Consider the following 17,953-nt stretch of genomic DNA (forward strand, 5'->3'; position numbering starts at 1 on the left):
TTTGGGGCGCGGTACACGGTTGTTTTAAGCTTGTTACGCATAGTGAAAAGCACGGTTAGCACGCTCTCCCCGAACAGATAAATTTCAGGAGCCTCTATGAATCCAGTAATGTTACGCGTAACAAATCGCATTATTGAACGTTCACGCGCAACCCGTTCAGCCTACCTTGCACGCATTGAGCAGGCGAAAAGCAACACCGTTCGTCGTTCAACGCTGGCCTGTGGTAACCTGGCGCACGGTTTTGCCGCCTGCCAGCCAGAGGATAAAGCCTCGCTCAAAAGCATGTTGCGCAACAACATCGCCATCATCACCTCCTACAACGACATGCTCTCTGCACATCAGCCTTATGAAGTCTATCCCGACATTATTCGTAAAGCGCTGCACTCAGTGAATGCGGTCGGCCAGGTGGCGGGCGGCGTACCGGCGATGTGTGATGGCGTGACGCAGGGTCAGGATGGAATGGAGCTGTCGCTGCTGAGCCGCGAAGTGATTGCCATGTCCGCCGCGGTGGGGCTGTCGCACAATATGTTTGACGGTGCGCTATACCTCGGCGTCTGCGACAAAATCGTCCCGGGGCTGGCGATGGCGGCGCTGTCGTTTGGTCACTTGCCTGCGCTGTTTGTGCCGTCAGGCCCGATGGCCAGCGGCCTGGCAAACAAAGAGAAGGTGCGCATTCGCCAGCTCTATGCGGAAGGTAAAGTCGATCGCATGGCGCTGCTGGAGTCGGAAGCCGCCTCTTACCATGCTCCGGGCACCTGTACCTTTTACGGCACCGCTAACACCAACCAGATGGTAATTGAGTTTATGGGCATGCAGCTGCCCGGCTCCTCCTTTGTTCACCCGGATGCGCCGCTACGTCAAGCGCTGACCGAAGCCGCTGCCCGCCAGGTGACGCGTTTAACCGGGAACGGTAACGAATGGATGCCGCTCGGCAAAATGATCGATGAAAAAGTCGTGGTTAACGGCATCGTCTCCCTGCTGGCAACCGGCGGTTCAACCAACCACACCATGCACCTGGTAGCAATGGCGCGCGCGGCGGGCATTATCATCAACTGGGATGACTTCTCCGAACTCTCTGAGGCAGTACCGCTGCTTGCACGCCTCTACCCGAACGGACCGGCAGACATTAACCACTTCCAGGCGGCGGGCGGTGTGCCAGTATTGATGCGCGAGCTGCTGAAGGGCGGTTTGCTGCATGAAGAGGTGAATACCGTGGCCGGTTTCGGCCTGACCCGCTACACCCAGGAGCCGTGGCTCAACAATGGCGAACTCGACTGGCGTGAAGGCGCTACCGCATCGCTGGATGATTCGATTATTGCCACCATTGATAAGCCCTTCTCGCAGCATGGCGGCACTAAAGTGCTGAGCGGCAACCTTGGGCGTGCGGTGATGAAAACCTCCGCCGTGCCAGTAGAGAACCAGATCATCGAAGCGCCAGCGGTGGTGTTTGAGAGCCAGCATGACGTTTTACCGGCCTTTGAGGCGGGTCTGCTGGATCGCGATTGCGTGGTGGTCGTCCGTCATCAGGGGCCGAAAGCGAATGGCATGCCAGAATTACATAAACTGATGCCGCCACTTGGTGTATTATTGGACCGCCGTTTCAAAATTGCCTTAGTTACCGATGGACGGCTGTCAGGGGCATCAGGTAAAGTGCCGTCGGCAATCCATGTAACCCCCGAAGCTTACGACGGTGGATTGCTGGCAAAAGTACGTGATGGCGACATTATCCGGGTTAACGGGCAGACAGGTGAGTTGACCCTGCTGGTGGCTGACACCGAACTGGCCGCACGTCAGCCGCATATTCCTGACCTTAGCGCGATGCGCGTGGGCACAGGCCGTGAAATGTTCGGCGCGCTGCGAGAGAAGCTCTCCGGCGCAGAGCAGGGCGCAACCTGTATCACTTTTTAAGACGACAAGATTTCATTCTGGCGAGAGAAAAAGACTGATGAAAAACTGGAAAACAAGTGCAGAAGCCATCCTGAAAACCGGCCCGGTTGTACCGGTGATCGTGGTAAATAAACTGGAGCACGCTGTCCCGATGGCGAAAGCGCTGGTTGCAGGTGGTGTTCGTGTGCTGGAAGTGACGCTGCGCACTGCATGCGCGATTGACGCTATCCGCGCTATTGCAAAAGAAGTTCCTGACGCCATTATCGGCGCTGGCACCGTGCTGAATCCGCAGCAACTGGCTGAAGTTACCGAAGCAGGCGCGCAGTTTGCCATCAGCCCCGGCCTGACCGAGCCGCTGCTGAAAGCTGCCACCGAAGGCACCATTCCGCTGATCCCGGGCATCAGCACCGTTTCCGAACTGATGCTGGGTATGGATTACGGCCTGAAAGAGTTCAAGTTCTTCCCGGCGGAAGCCAATGGCGGCACCAAAGCCCTGCAGGCCATTGCGGGTCCCTTCTCGCAGGTGCGTTTCTGCCCGACCGGCGGCATCTCTCCGGCGAACTACCGTGACTACCTGGCGCTGAAAAGCGTGCTCTGCATCGGCGGCTCGTGGCTGGTTCCGGCCGACGCGCTGGAAGCAGGCGATTATGATCGCATCACTAAACTGGCGCGCGAAGCCGTTGAAGGTGCGAAGCTGTAAACAGCAGGCAGGTATAAAGCCCACCTTATGAGTAGCCCGGACGCACTATGCGCACCGGGCTTTTTTTATCCGTTGACCTGCACCGCATTTGCTGACGCCACGGCGCGGGCCACCGCACTCTCAACATCCTCTGCGACTGCCAGCGCCACGCCCAGACGGCGCGATCCTTCAATCTCCGGCTTGCCGAACAAGCGCAGCTGCACGCCTGCGTCAACGGCATGTTGCAGATTATCAAAGGTGACATTCTGGCTGTGCAGGCGGGGCAAAATCACCGCAGAGGCGGCCGGGCCGTACTGGCGGATTGCGCCAATCGGCAGGCCTAAAAAGGCGCGTACATGCAGGGCGAATTCGGAGAGATCCTGCGAAATCAGCGTCACCATTCCTGTATCGTGCGGGCGCGGGGAGACTTCACTGAAAATAACCTCATCGCCGCAGACAAAGAGTTCGACGCCGAAAAGGCCATATCCCCCGAGCGCCAGCACCACGTCACGGGCGATCTGCTGGGCGCGCTCAAGCGCTGCCGCCGACATCTGCTGAGGCTGCCAGGATTCACGATAATCGCCATCCTCCTGACGGTGACCCACCGGTGCACAGAAGTGGACGCCGTCCACCGCGCTGATAGTCAGCAGGGTGATTTCAAAATCAAACTTCACCACCCCTTCGACAATGACGCGCCCGGCACCGGCGCGACCGCCCTGTTGCGCGTAGGCCCAGGCGGAAGCCAACTGATCGGCAGATTTAATAAAGCTCTGCCCTTTACCTGAGGAGCTCATCACCGGTTTCACAATGCAGGGCAGGCCAATCTGGCTTACCGCCTGGCGGAAGCTCTCTTCACTATCGGCAAAACGGTAGGTCGAGGTGGGGAGCTGCAACTCCTCTGCTGCGAGGCGACGGATCCCCTCGCGGTTCATCGTTAACTTGGTGGCGCGTGCGCAGGGAACCACACGCTGACCAGCCGCTTCCAGCTCAATCAGGGCGTCGGTGGCGATGGCTTCGATCTCCGGCACAATAAAGTGCGGCTGCTCCTCGGCGACCAGTGCTTTTAACGCTGCGCCGTCAAGCATGTTAATCACATGGGAGCGGTGCGCGACCTGCATGGCCGGAGCATCCGCATAGCGGTCCACCGCAATCACTTCGATACCGAGCCGCTGACATTCAATAGCCACTTCTTTGCCCAGCTCGCCTGAGCCTAATAACATCACACGCGTGGCTGCCGGACGCAGCGCGGTTCCTAAAAGAGTCATAGCAAAGTACCATTAGAAAAAAGTGGGCGCAGTATAACGAAAACGTTTGCGTCTGTCTTTTCCACTTGCGGTGGTTTTTTCATCGCGCTACTATACTGTACAAATACACAGTAAAACGAGGCTGCATCATGGCGGTAGAAGTTAAATACGTAGTCATTCGCGAAGGTGAGGAAAAGATGTCTTTTGCCAGCAAAAAGGAAGCCGATGCTTACGACAAAATGCTCGACCTGGCCGAAGTGTTGGGCGACTGGTTAGGCACCGGTCCGGTAGCTCTGGAAGAGGAGACCCGTGAACGCATGGCGATGTGGCTCGCCGAGCAAAAAGATGCGCTCAACGGCATCCTGAAATCCGGCAAACTCCCCGGCACAGAGAGCGAAGAGGGCGCACTCCCGGAAAAAAATGCTAAGGATGAATCCTCTGACGCGGTTGATATTAAAAGCGCCAGCAAGCGGGCGAAAGTCGCCTGATGTTGCACCGCCAGCAATTTGTACCATGCTTTGAATGGGTATTAACCAGGAGATAAGCATGAAAATAGCAGGGGTAGTAACCGGTCTGTTTTTGCTGGCGGGCAGCATGGCGGCAGATGCCGCTGCACAAAAAGTCGTGAAGTTTCCTTCCTGTGAAGGGCTTAATGCTGAGGGCATCGCCGCCAGCGTTAAGCGCGACTATCTGCAGAACCGCATTGTGCGCTGGGCGGACGATCAGAAAATAATCGGTCAGGCGGATCCGGTGGTATGGGTTAATCCGCAAGAGGTGACTGGCAAGGGTGATAAATGGGCGGTGCCCTTAACCGTGCGCGGTAAAAGCGCCGATATTCACTATCGCGTAATGGTCGACTGCCCGGCGGGCAGCGCGGCGTACAGAACGCAGCAGTAGCGCCATAATTTTCCTATTCTTTCCAGATACAGACACTTCCTGACATCCCCCTCGCTTACTCTTGCCTGACTACAGAGCTTAAGCGAGGGAAAATCATGAACTGGTTAAATCAATTACAGTCGCTGCTGGGTCAAAAAAGTGGGGCGTCGAATACCTCCTCCTCCGAGGCCCAGGGGTTAAACAAGCTGCTGGTGCCAGGGGCGCTGGGCGGGCTTGCCGGTCTGCTGGTCGCTAACAAATCGTCACGCAAATTACTCACTAAATATGGTACTGGCGCGCTACTGGTGGGCGGCGGGGCGGTAGCCGGTACGGTGCTGTGGAACAAATACAAAGATCGCATTCGCGAAACCCATCAGGATGAACCGCAGTTTGGGCAGCAGCAGTCGCCGCTGGACGTGCGCACCGAGCGCCTGATTCTGGCGCTGGTCTTTGCAGCGAAGAGCGACGGCCATATCGATGCGCAGGAGCAGGCGGCCATTGAGTCGCAGCTGCGCGAGGCGGGGATCGAAACTCAGGGGCGCGAGCTGGTGGCGAAAGCACTGGAGCAGCCTCTCGATCCGGCACGGCTGGCGCAGGGGGTCAAAAATGAGGAGGAAGCGCTGGAACTTTACTTCCTCAGTTGTGCGGTGATTGACATTGACCACTTTATGGAGCGCAGCTATCTCAACGCGCTGGGCGATGCCCTGAAGGTGCCGCAGGACGTCCGTGAGGGCATCGAACAGGATCTTCAGCAGCAAAAACGCGCCCTTACAACCTGAGCGCGATAACGTTTCGCTTGCAACGCGCGTTTGTTTTGCCACCCTTATAGGATGGAAAACAGAAAAAAGATAAGAGCTATGTTGCCGAAAGCAAAACAGATCCCCCACGCCATGACCATTCATGGCGATACCCGCGTCGATAACTACTACTGGCTGCGGGATGACACGCGCTCTCAGCCAGAGGTGCTTGATTATCTGCATCAGGAGAATGACTACGGTCGGGAGTTGATGGCCTCCCAGCAAGCCCTGCAGGATAACTTGCTGCAGGAGATCATCTCCCGTATTCCGCAGCGTGAAGTCTCCGCCCCCTATATTCGTAACGGCTATCGTTACCGGCACATTTATGAGCCGGGCAACGAATACGCTATCTACCAGCGCCAGTCGGTGCTCAGCTCTGAATGGGACGACTGGGTCACCCTGCTGGATGCCAATCAGCGCGCCTCGCACAGCGAGTTTTACACCATGGGGGGTCTCGACATTTCGCCCGATAACACCATTATGGCGCTGGCGGAAGATTTTCTCTCAAGGCGGCAGTATGGTTTACGCTTTCGCAACCTGGAGACGGGCAACTGGTACCCGGAGGTGCTCGATAACGTCTCGCCTGATTTTGTCTGGGTGAATGATTCTGAGACCGTCTATTACGTGCGTAAACATGCCACGACGCTGCTGCCTTATCAGGTCTGGCGGCATACGGTCGGCTCGCCGACGCAGCAGGATGAGCTGGTCTACGAGGAGAAGGATGACACCTTTTACGTGGGGCTGAGCAAAACCACTTCGCAGCACTACATCACTATTCATCTTGCCAGCGCCACCACCAGCGAGGTGCTGCTGCTTGATGCCGAACTGCCGGATGCGCAGCCGCTCTGCTTTTTACCGCGGCGCAAAGAGCATGAGTACAGCCTCGATCACTACCAGCACACCTTCTACCTGCGCTCCAACCGCGATGGTAAAAACTTCGGCCTCTATCGCACCAAAGTGCGTGATGAGCGGCGCTGGGAAGTGCTGATCCCCGCCCGCGATCACATTATGCTGGAAGGCTTTACTCTCTTTACCGACTGGCTGGTGGTTGAAGAGCGGCAACGCGGCCTGACAAGCCTGCGGCAGATCAACCGTAAAACCCGCGAAGTGATCGGTATCGCCTTTGACGACCCGGCCTACGTCACCTGGCTTGCCTATAATCCCGAGCCGGAAACCTCGCGGCTACGCTACGGTTACTCCTCAATGACCACGCCAGATACTCTGTTTGAGCTGGATATGGACACCGGCGAACGTCGCGTGCTGAAGCAGACTGAAGTGGCGGGCTTTGACGCAAGTGACTACCGCAGCGAGCATGTATGGGTGGTCGCACGGGATGGCGTTGAAGTGCCCGTCTCGCTGGTTTACAACCACAACCATTTTCGCAAAGGCGAAAACCCGCTACTGGTCTACGGCTACGGCTCCTACGGGGCGAGTATTGATGCCGATTTCAGCAGCAGCCGCCTGAGCCTGTTGGATCGCGGCTTCGTCTGCGCGATAGCCCATATTCGCGGCGGCGGCGAGCTGGGTCATGCCTGGTACGAAGAGGGGAAATTCCTCAACAAGCAAAATACCTTCAATGACTTTATTGATGTTACCGACAGTCTGCTGGAGCAGGGCTACGGTTCACCGCAATACTGTTATGCAATGGGCGGCAGTGCGGGCGGCATGCTGATGGGCGCGGTGATCAACATGCGTCCTTCTCTCTACCACGGCGTGATTGCCCAGGTGCCCTTTGTCGATGTAGTCACCACCATGCTTGATGAGTCGATCCCGTTAACGACCGGCGAGTTTGAGGAGTGGGGCAATCCGCAGGATGAGACCTACTACCACTATATGAAGGGCTACAGCCCCTACGACAACATCGGCGCGCACCCCTATCCGCATATGCTGGTGACTACTGGTTTACATGATTCACAGGTGCAGTACTGGGAGCCGGCAAAGTGGGTGGCGAAACTGCGGGAATATAAAACCGATGACAATCTGCTGCTGCTCTGTACCGATATGGATTCGGGGCACGGCGGTAAATCGGGTCGTTTTAAATCCTATGAGGGTGTCGCACTGGAGTACGCGTTTCTGATCGCGCTGGCGCAGGGGACTCTGCCCGGCAAAGGGTAATTACCCCTCGCCAAGGTAGTGTTTGAGCGTTAAACGCAACTCCGGGCTCATGCTGTTGAGGTTGTTAAACAGCCAGCGCAGGTAGCCCGGATCGCGGTCGGCGATTTCAGCAACCGGCTTGCCACGGTATTTCCCAAAGGTAAAGGTGGTCATCAGCGCCGGGCGTCCGGTAATGGTGGCCATCTGCTCTGCGGTCCAGCCCGAGACCTGCATGATGTCTATCAGCAGGGCAGCAGTGATGTAGCAATCGTAGAGCGCGCGGTGGTGATGCAAACCGGCAGGCGTCTGTACGCTGAGCTTGCGGGAGTGATAGAGCGCCATATTGCTGTATTTGATCCCCGGCCATAAACGACGCGCCAGTTTCATGGTGCAGATCCACTCGCCGGACATCTCTGGCAGCACGCGGCGGTCAAAGCTGGCGTTATGCGCCACATACCACTCACTGCCGTGATAATAGGGTACAACTTCTTCAATCCACGGCTGATCTGCCACCATCGCTTCGGTGATGCGGTGGATTGCCATCGCCTGCGGGCTAATGGGACGATCGGGGCGTACCAGGTGGCTCTGCGGATTAACGATTTGCCCGTCTACCACATCCACCGAGGCGATCTCGACGATACCTCCCTGCAAATCGCAGGTTTCTGTATCGATAACACGTAACATAGTCGGCTCCATTATTTCACTTTCGGCTCATAGGGGAGGCGAGAGAGCGAGACGGAGGCCAGCCGGTGGGCAATCAGGCGTTCGCGAAACCAGCCGCGCAGATGTTCGGGTTGTTCGCGCTCAACCGCCTCGGCAATCACCGGCATATTGTAGCGCTCTTTGAAGGCAACCCCGGCGGCGGCCAGATCGACATTCACCTTATCCATCTCTTCTTGTTCGAGCTGCGCAAGATTGGTCATTATGATGTTCTCCTCAGTTCAGGCGGCAAAAGTTACTAAGGCTGTCGCAGAAAGACAAGCGTGGCGGCGATGAGACTCGACTCAACTATTGTACAGGTTTATCCTCTATATCGTATGCATAACAAAAAGGAATGACTCTATGCTTATCTCTCCGACACAGCGCTTACGCGCTTTTGCCCTTATCACCGCACTTTTTGCCACCCCGGCAGTGCTGGCGCATGCCCACCTCAAAGGGCAGTACCCGGCTGCGGACGCCGATGTCACTGCGGCACCGCAGGCATTAACGCTCAACTTTTCAGAAGGCATTGAACCTGCGTTTAGCGGCATTAAAGTGACAGACGCGCAGCAGAAGGCGATCAAAACCGGGGCGGTAAAGCGCAACGAAAAGGATAAGACCCAGATGATCGTGCCGCTCGAACAACCGCTGACCGCCGGTAAGTACACCGTCAGCTGGCATGTGGTCTCGGTCGACGGCCATAAAACGCACGGGCAGTACAGCTTTTCTGTGAAGTAACATGTTGTCGTCGCTCTTTGTCGGGTTGCGCTTTCTCCACTTCGCTGCCCTGATGCTGCTGTTTGGTAGCGCGCTGTTCGGCGCCTGGCTGGCGCCGCGCGATCTGCGCCGGACACTCTCCCAACACTTCCTGCCGCTGCAGCGCGTCTGCCTGATCCTTACGGCACTGAGCGCGCTGTTGCTCTATGCCGTGCAGGGGGGGATGATGGCCGGCGGCTGGCCCGAGGTGTGGCAGCCCACGATCTGGCGAGCGGTTGCCGGTACGCAAGCGGGTTCACTGCTGGCCTGGCAAATTTTCCTCGCGCTATTAACCCTCTTTACCGGGCTGTTGCAGCCAGCGCAGCAAAGGAAGCTGCTGCTGTTGACGGCGCTGCAGTTTCTGCTGGCAGCAGGTCTCGGCCACGCAGCGATGCGCGAAGGGCTTGCTGGTGTGCTGCAACATATCAACCATGCGCTGCATTTACTGTGCGGGGCGATGTGGCTGGGCGGCCTGTTGCCGGTGCTGTTTTGTATGCAGCTTACGCGTGACCGCGGCCACCCCGCGGCTATTGGCGCGATGATGCGCTTCTCTCGTTATGGTCACCTGGCGGTGGCGGGCGTTATCCTTACCGGCATTGTGAATGCGGTGTTGATTCAGGGGCTGGCGTGGCCGTGGCAGAGCGGCTGGGGGCGGATGTTGTTGCTCAAATGTGCGCTTGTCGCGCTGATGGTGGCAATCGCGCTTGTGAACCGGTATGTTCTGGTGCCACGCTTGAGCCTGGACGAGAACGGAGCGCGGCAGCGCTTTATAACGTTAACCCGGGCAGAATTGATAATCGGTGCGCTGGTACTGGCGGCGGTAAGCCTGTTTGCCACCTGGGAGCCTTTTTGAATAAATCTGGTGAAAAGAATGAAAAAGAGTGTGATTGCAGTATTGATGCTGACCAGCTCAGCCGCCGCGCTGGCTGCGCCGCAGGTGATTACCGTCAGCCGTTTCGAGGTTGGCAAAGAGAAATGGGCCTTCAATCGCGAAGAGATAATGCTGACCTGCAGGCCGGGCAATGCCCTGTTCGCCATCAACCCGAGCACGCTGGTGCAGTATCCGCTCAATGATATCGCGCAGAAGCAGGTCGACAGCGGGAAAAGCACCGGTCAGCCGATCAGCATCATTCAGGTTGATGACCCAGAACATCCCGGGCAGAAAATGAGCCTCGCCCCTTTTATTGAGCGCGCGAAATCCCTCTGCCAGAAGTGACAGGATTCATCCTGATTCAGCATAAAAAACGCAGGCCCGGTTAACACCGCCTGCGTTTTTTTATGATAAACGTGACAATTACCGGATTTTTCTGACCACATTTGTCGCGGACTGGAAAAGCTGGTGTCGTCATCTATTCTTAAGATGCAAGGCGACTTAGCCTGCATTAATGCCAACTTTTAGCGCACGGCTCTCTCCCAAGAGCCATTTCCCTGGACCGAATACAGGAATCGTATTCGGTCTTTTTTTATCTCTCTGTAATATGGCGGTTTAATCTGGGGTTTCCCAGGGTTTCCTGAAATATACCGAAAACACCATGTTCGGTTCAAACCATAACATAATCAGATAAGCAGGCAGCTTGCGAATGATGGCGCAGAAATTGAATGGGACCATGGAAACGATGCAAAGAGCTCGTGCGAAGCCAATGTAATGGCAGAGGCTTGTGGTATGAAAGGAGCCAATGTTGCTCCAGCCTTACGCAGTCGGCATGTTAAGAGCCGCGCGATAAATATGAATATTTCCTGGAGTGGTGATCTGCACATCACTGACAAAAATAATAATGAAGTTACGCCTGGAATGCTGTCAGGAGAAGGCATGAATACAGAACCTCATTAAATAGGCCGTAGTTATAAAATTATTCCATTTTATGGGGATGCCAGGATAAACCTCATTGGTCATAACCCCCAGGCGACAATGATAGTTCACGATGTCGCCAGGAAATCAGTTCCTTCCTTCAACAGATATCTTAAAACCTTTCTCCTTTTTTATTATGAGTATGCAGTTCAAAGTACGACGGCCTGCCACCGCACGTTATGTTGGAACATTCTGAGGACTCGTTACTACTGTCATTTTTTAACCCGACTAATGACGCTCTCTTTTTTCACAACGCTACGCTCAAAACGCTCGATCGTTCAGGTGATGCGCGCGCCTGTTTCCTATACTGAAAAAGGGGGAAGCTTATGTATCAACGTATCGACGGCGCGCAGTGGCGTCATATCTGGCTGGTGGGCGATCTGCATGGGTGCTATCAACGCTTGATGCAGGCGCTGCGGGAGCGTCACTTCGACCCTTATGAAGATCTGCTGATCTGCGTCGGCGACCTGATTGATCGTGGCCCGCAGAGTTTGCAGTGTCTGGCGCTGCTTAATCAGCGCTGGTTCATCACCGTGCGTGGCAACCATGAGCAGATGGCCATTGACGCCCTGCGGGAAAACAACCGCGCGCTGTGGCAGATGAACGGCGGCGGCTGGTTTGCGAAGCTTGGCGAAGAGGAGCAAGCACGGGCGCGTGACGCTCTGCGCAAGTGCGCAGAGTTGCCCTATATTCTGGAGCTTCAAACCTCCCGCGGGCTGAATATCATTGCGCATGCTGATTATCCGGCGACTGTATACGGCTGGCAAAAAGAGGTGGATAGCGAGTCGGTGCTATGGCGGCGGGAGCGCCTCAACCAGTTGCTGTGCGGGAAAGGTGAACCGATTGCCGGTGCGGATGACTTCTGGTTCGGGCATACGCCGCTGAAAGCGCGCTTCGATGCCCATAATCAGCACTATATCGACACCGGGGCAGTGTTCGGCGGTGAGTTAACGCTGGTGCAGCTGCAGTAGTTAAAAATCGCTATAGTCGCGCGCCGGATGCCAGAAGCCATCGATAAAATCTTCTACGGGAAAACAACCGCCGTGACGCATACGCTGATCGTCCATCGCAGCCAGGCACTGTTGCTCACTATTAAAGACATCGACCACGATGTCGTCACATCCACCGTCCAGGTAGCAAACAAATAAGACCAGCGCGAACATTACATCCTCGGTTCTGTACAACGTAACGATAAGTGTAGGGGATGAATAGGGGCAGGGGAAATCAGGCAGGTAAATAACCCGTCTCAGGGACGGGTTCTCATCGGATCAGGCAAGACGCATAATCCAGGTGTCAGACTGCTCGTCGTAATGTTCGCGATAAAGGACCGAATGCTCGCCGTTAAGGATCGCAGGAATGCTGGTTTCCGCGTCCCAGGCATCAAGCTGCATACATAAATCGGGATCTGAACTGCATGGAATATGCAGTTTACGCTCACCCTGACTCTCTCCCTGCAACTCGGCATCATCGATTTCGAATGCGCCAATGCGCACGCTGGTTTTCGTCATAATGCTCTCCGTCGATCGTTAAAATGTGGTACGACCAGTAAAGCCGCCCACATTTCAGCCTGGTACAACAGCCGGGAAGTCGCCAGTCAAAAAATGCGATTTTTATGCGCGGCGTCACGCCTTTCCAGCGAAAAGCTGACCGTCGCGCACCAGCTCGCGCGGATAGCTGTTTTTCAGCCGTGAACCCACTTTTTTCGCAAGCCCCAGCGCCTGACCCTGGAAGGTCACAATTACCTCCTCCCCGGCTGGCAAGGCCTGTGGGTAGATATCGCGGCCCCGATACCACGCTTCCGCCTCCTCTAATGTCAGTTCGAAAGCGAGCGGATTGCTATCGCCGGCCAGCGCGATCACGGCTTCATGTTGCCAGCGGTAGCCCTTATTATGCGTCTCCGCGAGGCGCATACCGAGGCGGGAAAAGCGGACTTTTCCGATCAGATCTTCGATGGCGGCCGGGAAGAGCCAGATCTCTTTATCACGCTGCCACAGACGCAGAGAATCACCCCAGCATAAGCCGACCTCTGCCGCAGCGGCGGTAACAGCAGCACTCTCGCGTGCTTTCAGTGGCGCAAACGGAAATTGACCGACTTTGTAGGTTGGGGCGGGTAAGCGCTCGACCGCTGCGGTTTTACGCAGGCGGGCGACGAAGAACCCTTCGCAGTCAAAAATTTGTGGAAAGACATGCAGGAAGCCGTCTGCCGTCAATGCCTGCTCTGCACCGTCGAACAATTTGTCCAGAGGTTCGAACTCAACGGCATCAGGGTATCGCTGCGCTAACCAGTGGCAGACGGCTTCGTTTTCGTCGCGATTGAGCGTGCAGGTAGAGTAGACCAGCACGCCTCCGGGGCGCAGGGCATGGAAGGCGCTGTCGATGAGTTCGCGCTGCGTGGCGGCAATCTCCAGGTTGCTGGCGTGGGACCAGTTTTTCAGCGCATCGGCATCTTTACGCACCACCCCTTCACCGGAGCAGGGCGCGTCGAGCAGAATGGCATCGAACAGCTCAGGCAAGGCGGCTCCAAACACGCGGCCGTCGAAATGGGTCAACGCCACATTCTGGATACCGCAGCGGCTAATATTCGCATGCAGCACTTTGACGCGGCTGGCAGAGAACTCATTGGCGAGAATGGCACCCTGATTTCCCATCCGGGCGGCTATCTGCGTGGTTTTCGACCCCGGCGCGGCGGCGACATCCATCACGCGCAGCGGCATCGCCTCCCCGGCAAACAGCGCGGTAACCGGCAACATTGAACTCGCTTCCTGGATGTAAAACAGGCCGCTCAGATGCTCCGCCGTACTGCCTAAAGGCAGGCTCTCCTCCTCGTCGCGCTCGATCCAGAAGCCCTCCGCGCACCACGGCACCGGCATTAACTGCCAGCCATAGGGCGCGACCAGCGCGAGAAAGTCATCGACAGAAATTTTCAGTGTATTGACGCGAATACTGCGGCGCAGCGGGCGCTGGCAGGCGGCAATAAACGCATCAAAATCGAGATGCTCAGGCATCGCCAGGCGCATCTGGGCGAGAAATTCTTCAGGAAGATAAACAGCGTTTTGAGCCACGGGGCGCCCCAGAAGGAAAAAAAGAGGCGCGCAGTGTAGCATAAAGGCTCCGGCGCAGGCACGCCGGAGCTCGCAGGTTAACGGGGGAGCGCGGTACCCCACTGCCGCCACTCTTTCGGTTCGCTCTCCAGCAGCAGGAAGTGTTTGCCCGGCTGCGCTTTCGGTGCCAGCGGCGTTTCCGGTGGCGTGGCGAAGGCGATCCCGCCGCGAATAAACTGGTTAAAGGTACCGGTTTTCACCACGCCGCCGGTCAGGCCAAAGTCCAGCGTATAGCCGGAGGCTAACCAGAAGACCGAGTTATTGCGCACAAGATGCTGGTAACGCTTGCTGATGCGCATGGCGATCATCACGCGGTCGGAGAGGGTGCCCAGCGCGAGGCCGGTCACCGTCCCGACTTCAATACCGCGGAACAGCACCGGTGTGCCGATATTCATTGAACCCACTTCCGGTGCCTCGACGACAATGTTCAACCCATCAAGGTAACGGGAATCGGTGATTGTCGCTTCGGCGAGTTCAAAGTCGCGGCGCGCATCGCCATGCCCCGGCTCAACGTTGATATAGGGCTGCAGGATGGTGTCGAGATGCTCCACGCCAGCGGCAGAGATCTGCGGTGTGATGACCGAGAAGCGCGATCCGGCGCGGGCGAAGGTGCGAACATACTCCGGGTAGAGCACGGCGCTGGCCTGTACTTCGTTTTTATCCGTCAGCAGGTGAAGCTCCTGTACCTGCCCGATATCGATGCCGAGGTAGCGAATCGGCATCCCTTGCGCCAGCTTACCAGCGTCGAAGGCATGGAGTGTGATCTGGCCGCCGACAGCACGCGCTTCGGTTTCTGAGGCGTAAAGAATACGCTTATCGCCTTTACGCAGCCGTGCGCCCGCACCGCTGCGATTGTCGAAGCTGATGGCACCCTTAATCGCGCGTGAAAGCGGAGAGGCCTGCACCGTCAATCCGCTGCCGTTGAGCTGCACCTTCGCACCGCCCTCTGCCCAGAAGACGCTGTCGGCGGTAAGCAGATTGCGATACTCCGGTTTGATATGCAGATCGATATCAAAGGCATTGGCCCGCGGGCGGACAGTGATGACTTCACCCACTTCAAATTTACGATAGAGAACCACCGAGCCTGCCTGCACATCCGGCAGGGTATCCGCCGTCAGCGTCAGGGTGGTGGTGGGCAGATCGCTAAGGCTGTTCTCCAGCGCTTTATCAAGGTTGGCGAAGAGCGGGTAGGTGGGCTTCATCTCCCCTTTATCACCCGGAAGGATGCGGATGCCGCCGCTGATCCACTCACTGGCGCTGGCGGCGAGGAACTCAACGCCATCCAGCCCAACTTTGACATCCACGCGGCTGTTAACCACAAACTTGCTGTCGCCATGCACCAGATCGCGATATTGCGGATCGATAGCTACGGCGAAGGAGACGCCTTTGTTGGTCAGCTTACGCTCCAGCACCTGGCCGACCTGCACACCGTGCAGCACCAGCGGCTGCCCGGCATCGATGCCATAACTCTCCGGTGCGGTAAGCGTCAGCGTAATGACTCCCGGCTCCTGCAGCAGGTTTTTATCTGCGGGCAGTACAACGAACTGATCGCGCGGCTGGCCTTCGCCCGGGATAAGCTCCAGCGTGCTGCCCGTCAGTAGCGAGCTAAGGTTGGTATTGCTAAGAGAGACTTTCGGGTTGCGCATCTCAATGCGCGTATTATCACGCAGCAGATTGACCACGCTCGGATCGACCGTCAACTCACCGGTCACTTTACCGCCAGGGTTGAGGGTGATCTCTGTCAGTTCGCCCACTTCCAGCCCCTGATACATCAGCGGCGTTGAGCCCGCTTTCAGCCCCTGGCCGCTGGGCAGATCGAGCTTAATGATCACGCCGCGCTGGCTATGGGCCAGATCTTTGTATAAGCCAAATTCATCTTCGGCTGCCGCAGGCGCCGAGTCATCCGGCGAATCGAAGGCGATAGCGCCGTTCACCAGTGCGGCCAGGCTCTCCAGCTCCACTTTCGCACCGCTCAGACCCACGTCTGCTTTTACCCCTGAGACATTCCAGAAGCGGCTGCCTTTTTTCACCAGATTGGTAAAACGGCGCTCAATCAGCACATCCACCGTGACGCCCTGTTTATTTTTGTTGATGGCGTAGTCATATACACGGCCAACAGGGATCTTGCGGAAATAGACCAGCGAACCGCTGTTGAGCGAGCCGAGATCCGGCGCGTGCAGATGGATCATTAAATCGCCGTTATTGAGGCGGTATTTCGGTTGGGTGTCGAGGGCGGTGAAGTGATCCTGCGGTTCACCTTTGCCTGGCATCATGCCGATATAGTTACCGCCGACCAGCGCGTCCAGCCCCGAGACGCCCGCCAGCGACGCTTTCGGTGTCACCAGCCAGAATTGCGTTTCGTTGCGCAGCGCATCTTTCATATCGGCTTTGATGCTGGCGCGTACCTGAATTTTCTTCAGATCATCGCTCAGGCTTATATCCTGCACCGTGCCGACTTCCACCCCCTGATAGCGAATGGGCGTACGTCCGGCGACGATGCCGTCAGCGGACATAAAGTCGATGGTGATGGTGTTGGCGCGATCCTCATAGCTACTCCAGACCAGCCAGCCGGCGATCAGCAAGGCGATCACCGGCAGCAACCAGAACGGTGAAATGCGGCGTTTTGTTTTAATGCGCGCTTCAGTCGGCGAAGCGTGGTTTTCCTGACTCATGTGCATCCCAAAGTAAGCGGCTGTCCAGCCATTCCACAGCAAGAATAGTCAAAATAACCGCCGCGCCGAAATAAAACGCAGCGGGTCCCATAGTAAAGGCGAGCAGTTGGTCGCGATTAATCAGTGACATTGTCAGCGAGATGACAAACAGATCGAGCATCGACCAGCGCCCAATCCAGGTCACAAAGCGCAGAAGAAGAATGCGAGTGCGTAGCCCCTGTTCAAATTTAAAATGAATACTGACCAGCAGGGTAAACAGTACGATCACCTTAGTAAAAGGCACCAGAATACTGGCGATAAAGACGATACCGGCCACGGCGATATTGCTGTTACCGAGCGAAATGATACCCGACATAATGGTATCTGCCTGCCGCGACCCGTTGACATAAACCACCGAGATCGGCAGCAGGTTAGCGGGCAGGAGAAAAATCATTGAGGCAATCAGCGCCGCCCAGCACTTCTGCAGGCTGTGTCGGCGGCGATAACGGAGCGGAACATGGCAGCGCGGGCATCTGCCGCGGGCGTCAGGCAGGCCGGTGAAGTGGCAGCCGAGGCAGGCGCGCAGCTGCGGGTCGGGGCGCTTTGCCGGGCGCTGCGGATAAAAACGCTCCCACAGCTGCTCAACGTTGAGATGAATCAGCGTCATCACGCTGAGAATGGTCAACGCGACAAAGGCGACAAGACCGACGCCCGGCTGCAGGAAAGCGTAATCCTGCACTTTAATTGAGGCGACGCCGATACCGACCAGATAGATATCAAGCATTACCCACTCTTTCAGGCGCTCAAGCATCAGCAAAACCGGGCGTAGATTCATCCCGAGCCGGTTGCCGAACCATAAATAGGCGATTGCCGTGACCAGCACCAGTGGCGCGCCGACGGTACAGAAAAGCACCATCGCGGCGGTCAGCGCATCACCCTGGGAGGTCATTTGCCAGACTCCCTGTAGCAGGTTGGCGTCAATACGCACGCCCAGCAGGTAAAAGTGGAGCAGGGGTTCGCCCCAGGCAAAAGGCATCAGCATCAGCATCGTCACCGCCATGGCGGCAAGACGGGTTAATGACCAGTCGCGTCCATCGCGAATTTTGGCGTCACAGCAGGGACAAAATGCACTTTGGTGCGATTTCATAACCGGTAACGCAAAAAGCGTATCGCATTGCGGGCAGCGCTGATAATGTGCCCGTGGCAAAGCTTCGCCGACATGATGGATCGCAATTTTTTTGTTAAGCGAAATGTGTTGTATCTTTAGTGCCATCGGCCGGATCAGAAAAGGATTAGATGCATCTATATTAACTCATGATG

At 56.6% G+C, this 17,953-nt stretch carries 19 protein-coding genes; 11 read left to right on the forward strand and 8 right to left on the reverse strand.

What is annotated here, in order from left to right:
• Window positions 1–96 precede the first annotated feature (96 nt).
• Both edd and kdgA read left to right on the forward strand, forming a co-directional pair.
• On the forward strand, window positions 97–1,908 hold the full coding sequence (gene edd, locus PU683_RS11740; protein ID WP_277171595.1) for a phosphogluconate dehydratase: 1,812 nt from the start codon (window positions 97–99) through the stop codon (window positions 1,906–1,908).
• A gap of 37 nt (window positions 1,909–1,945) precedes the next feature.
• On the forward strand, window positions 1,946–2,587 hold the full coding sequence (gene kdgA, locus PU683_RS11745; RefSeq protein WP_277171596.1) for a bifunctional 4-hydroxy-2-oxoglutarate aldolase/2-dehydro-3-deoxy-phosphogluconate aldolase: 642 nt from the start codon (window positions 1,946–1,948) through the stop codon (window positions 2,585–2,587).
• Between the two features lie 65 nt (window positions 2,588–2,652).
• Here the strand turns inward: kdgA and purT are convergent, their stop codons facing one another.
• On the reverse strand, window positions 2,653–3,831 hold the full coding sequence (gene purT, locus PU683_RS11750) for a formate-dependent phosphoribosylglycinamide formyltransferase (RefSeq protein WP_277171597.1): 1,179 nt from the start codon (window positions 3,829–3,831) through the stop codon (window positions 2,653–2,655).
• A 128-nt stretch (window positions 3,832–3,959) separates the two neighbouring features.
• Here purT and PU683_RS11755 point away from each other — a divergent pair, with 128 nt between their 5' ends.
• The 4 genes from PU683_RS11755 (at window position 3,960) to ptrB (ending at window position 7,598) form a co-directional block, all read left to right on the forward strand.
• Window positions 3,960–4,298 (forward strand): YebG family protein, encoded by a 339-nt coding sequence (locus PU683_RS11755; RefSeq protein ID WP_277171598.1) that lies wholly within the window; start codon window positions 3,960–3,962, stop codon window positions 4,296–4,298.
• A gap of 58 nt (window positions 4,299–4,356) precedes the next feature.
• Window positions 4,357–4,707, forward strand: coding sequence for a protein YebF (gene yebF / locus PU683_RS11760; RefSeq protein WP_277171599.1), 351 nt, complete (start codon window positions 4,357–4,359; stop codon window positions 4,705–4,707).
• Window positions 4,708–4,799: 92 nt separating this feature from the next.
• The gene (locus tag PU683_RS11765) at window positions 4,800–5,465 is read left to right on the forward strand and encodes a tellurite resistance TerB family protein (protein WP_277174279.1); all 666 of its coding nucleotides are present in this window, start codon (window positions 4,800–4,802) and stop codon (window positions 5,463–5,465) included.
• A gap of 78 nt (window positions 5,466–5,543) precedes the next feature.
• Window positions 5,544–7,598, forward strand: a complete 2,055-nt coding sequence (ptrB, locus tag PU683_RS11770; protein WP_277171600.1) for an oligopeptidase B — start codon at window positions 5,544–5,546, stop codon at window positions 7,596–7,598.
• Here the strand turns inward: ptrB and exoX are convergent, their stop codons facing one another.
• Together exoX and PU683_RS11780 are read right to left on the reverse strand one after the other, a co-directional pair.
• Window positions 7,599–8,261 carry an exodeoxyribonuclease X gene (exoX, locus tag PU683_RS11775; RefSeq protein ID WP_277171601.1) on the reverse strand — a complete coding sequence of 221 codons (663 nt, stop codon included), beginning with the start codon at window positions 8,259–8,261 and terminating at the stop codon, window positions 7,599–7,601.
• A gap of 11 nt (window positions 8,262–8,272) precedes the next feature.
• Window positions 8,273–8,503 (reverse strand): DNA polymerase III subunit theta, encoded by a 231-nt coding sequence (locus PU683_RS11780; protein WP_034813210.1) that lies wholly within the window; start codon window positions 8,501–8,503, stop codon window positions 8,273–8,275.
• 136 nt (window positions 8,504–8,639) lie between these two features.
• Here PU683_RS11780 and yobA point away from each other — a divergent pair, with 136 nt between their 5' ends.
• The 5 genes from yobA (at window position 8,640) to pphA (ending at window position 11,852) form a co-directional block, all read left to right on the forward strand.
• Window positions 8,640–9,014, forward strand: coding sequence for a CopC domain-containing protein YobA (yobA, locus tag PU683_RS11785; RefSeq protein ID WP_277171602.1), 375 nt, complete (start codon window positions 8,640–8,642; stop codon window positions 9,012–9,014).
• 1 nt (window position 9,015) lies between these two features.
• Window positions 9,016–9,885 (forward strand): copper homeostasis membrane protein CopD, encoded by an 870-nt coding sequence (gene copD / locus PU683_RS11790; protein WP_277171603.1) that lies wholly within the window; start codon window positions 9,016–9,018, stop codon window positions 9,883–9,885.
• An 18-nt stretch (window positions 9,886–9,903) separates the two neighbouring features.
• On the forward strand, window positions 9,904–10,248 hold the full coding sequence (locus PU683_RS11795) for a YebY family protein (protein WP_277171604.1): 345 nt from the start codon (window positions 9,904–9,906) through the stop codon (window positions 10,246–10,248).
• A 447-nt stretch (window positions 10,249–10,695) separates the two neighbouring features.
• Window positions 10,696–10,863 carry a hypothetical protein gene (locus PU683_RS11800; RefSeq protein ID WP_277171605.1) on the forward strand — a complete coding sequence of 56 codons (168 nt, stop codon included), beginning with the start codon at window positions 10,696–10,698 and terminating at the stop codon, window positions 10,861–10,863.
• A 344-nt stretch (window positions 10,864–11,207) separates the two neighbouring features.
• A complete protein-coding gene (gene pphA / locus PU683_RS11805; protein WP_277171606.1) occupies window positions 11,208–11,852 on the forward strand; it encodes a protein-serine/threonine phosphatase in 645 nt (214 codons plus the stop codon).
• Here pphA and PU683_RS11810 read toward each other — a convergent pair whose 3' ends face one another.
• The 5 genes from PU683_RS11810 to yebS all read right to left on the reverse strand — a co-directional run bounded on the left by PU683_RS11810 (window position 11,853) and on the right by yebS (window position 17,906).
• On the reverse strand, window positions 11,853–12,044 hold the full coding sequence (locus PU683_RS11810) for a YdfD/YebW family protein (protein WP_023480173.1): 192 nt from the start codon (window positions 12,042–12,044) through the stop codon (window positions 11,853–11,855). It abuts the gene before it with no gap.
• Between the two features lie 105 nt (window positions 12,045–12,149).
• Window positions 12,150–12,389: a YebV family protein gene (locus tag PU683_RS11815; RefSeq protein WP_023480127.1), complete on the reverse strand. Its 240-nt coding sequence runs from the start codon at window positions 12,387–12,389 to the stop codon at window positions 12,150–12,152.
• Window positions 12,390–12,503: 114 nt separating this feature from the next.
• Window positions 12,504–13,943: a 16S rRNA (cytosine(1407)-C(5))-methyltransferase RsmF gene (gene rsmF, locus PU683_RS11820; RefSeq protein ID WP_277171607.1), complete on the reverse strand. Its 1,440-nt coding sequence runs from the start codon at window positions 13,941–13,943 to the stop codon at window positions 12,504–12,506.
• A gap of 77 nt (window positions 13,944–14,020) precedes the next feature.
• On the reverse strand, window positions 14,021–16,654 hold the full coding sequence (locus PU683_RS11825) for a PqiB family protein (RefSeq protein WP_277171608.1): 2,634 nt from the start codon (window positions 16,652–16,654) through the stop codon (window positions 14,021–14,023).
• Entirely contained in the window at window positions 16,623–17,906 is a 1,284-nt protein-coding gene (gene yebS / locus PU683_RS11830) for a membrane integrity lipid transport subunit YebS (protein ID WP_277171609.1), read from the reverse strand. The genes PU683_RS11825 and yebS overlap by 32 nt, the downstream gene beginning before the upstream one ends.
• Window positions 17,907–17,953 lie beyond the last annotated feature (47 nt).

Origin of the sequence: Candidatus Kosakonia sp. 282A-S69 (assembly GCF_029433855.1) — a bacterium.
Taxonomy (GTDB): domain Bacteria; phylum Pseudomonadota; class Gammaproteobacteria; order Enterobacterales; family Enterobacteriaceae; genus Kosakonia; species Kosakonia cowanii_A.

Coding starts and splice junctions, on each gene's coding strand:
- edd (WP_277171595.1), top strand. CDS start 97: ATGAATCCAGTAATGTTACGCGTAACAAATCGCATTATTGAACGTTCA.
- kdgA (WP_277171596.1), top strand. CDS start 1,946: ATGAAAAACTGGAAAACAAGTGCAGAAGCCATCCTGAAAACCGGCCCG.
- purT (WP_277171597.1), bottom strand. CDS start 3,831: ATGACTCTTTTAGGAACCGCGCTGCGTCCGGCAGCCACGCGTGTGATG.
- PU683_RS11755 (WP_277171598.1), top strand. CDS start 3,960: ATGGCGGTAGAAGTTAAATACGTAGTCATTCGCGAAGGTGAGGAAAAG.
- yebF (WP_277171599.1), top strand. CDS start 4,357: ATGAAAATAGCAGGGGTAGTAACCGGTCTGTTTTTGCTGGCGGGCAGC.
- ptrB (WP_277171600.1), top strand. CDS start 5,544: ATGTTGCCGAAAGCAAAACAGATCCCCCACGCCATGACCATTCATGGC.
- exoX (WP_277171601.1), bottom strand. CDS start 8,261: ATGTTACGTGTTATCGATACAGAAACCTGCGATTTGCAGGGAGGTATC.
- yobA (WP_277171602.1), top strand. CDS start 8,640: ATGCTTATCTCTCCGACACAGCGCTTACGCGCTTTTGCCCTTATCACC.
- copD (WP_277171603.1), top strand. CDS start 9,016: ATGTTGTCGTCGCTCTTTGTCGGGTTGCGCTTTCTCCACTTCGCTGCC.
- PU683_RS11795 (WP_277171604.1), top strand. CDS start 9,904: ATGAAAAAGAGTGTGATTGCAGTATTGATGCTGACCAGCTCAGCCGCC.
- PU683_RS11800 (WP_277171605.1), top strand. CDS start 10,696: ATGAAAGGAGCCAATGTTGCTCCAGCCTTACGCAGTCGGCATGTTAAG.
- pphA (WP_277171606.1), top strand. CDS start 11,208: ATGTATCAACGTATCGACGGCGCGCAGTGGCGTCATATCTGGCTGGTG.
- PU683_RS11810 (WP_023480173.1), bottom strand. CDS start 12,044: ATGTTCGCGCTGGTCTTATTTGTTTGCTACCTGGACGGTGGATGTGAC.
- PU683_RS11815 (WP_023480127.1), bottom strand. CDS start 12,389: ATGACGAAAACCAGCGTGCGCATTGGCGCATTCGAAATCGATGATGCC.
- PU683_RS11825 (WP_277171608.1), bottom strand. CDS start 16,654: ATGAGTCAGGAAAACCACGCTTCGCCGACTGAAGCGCGCATTAAAACA.
- yebS (WP_277171609.1), bottom strand. CDS start 17,906: ATGGCACTAAAGATACAACACATTTCGCTTAACAAAAAAATTGCGATC.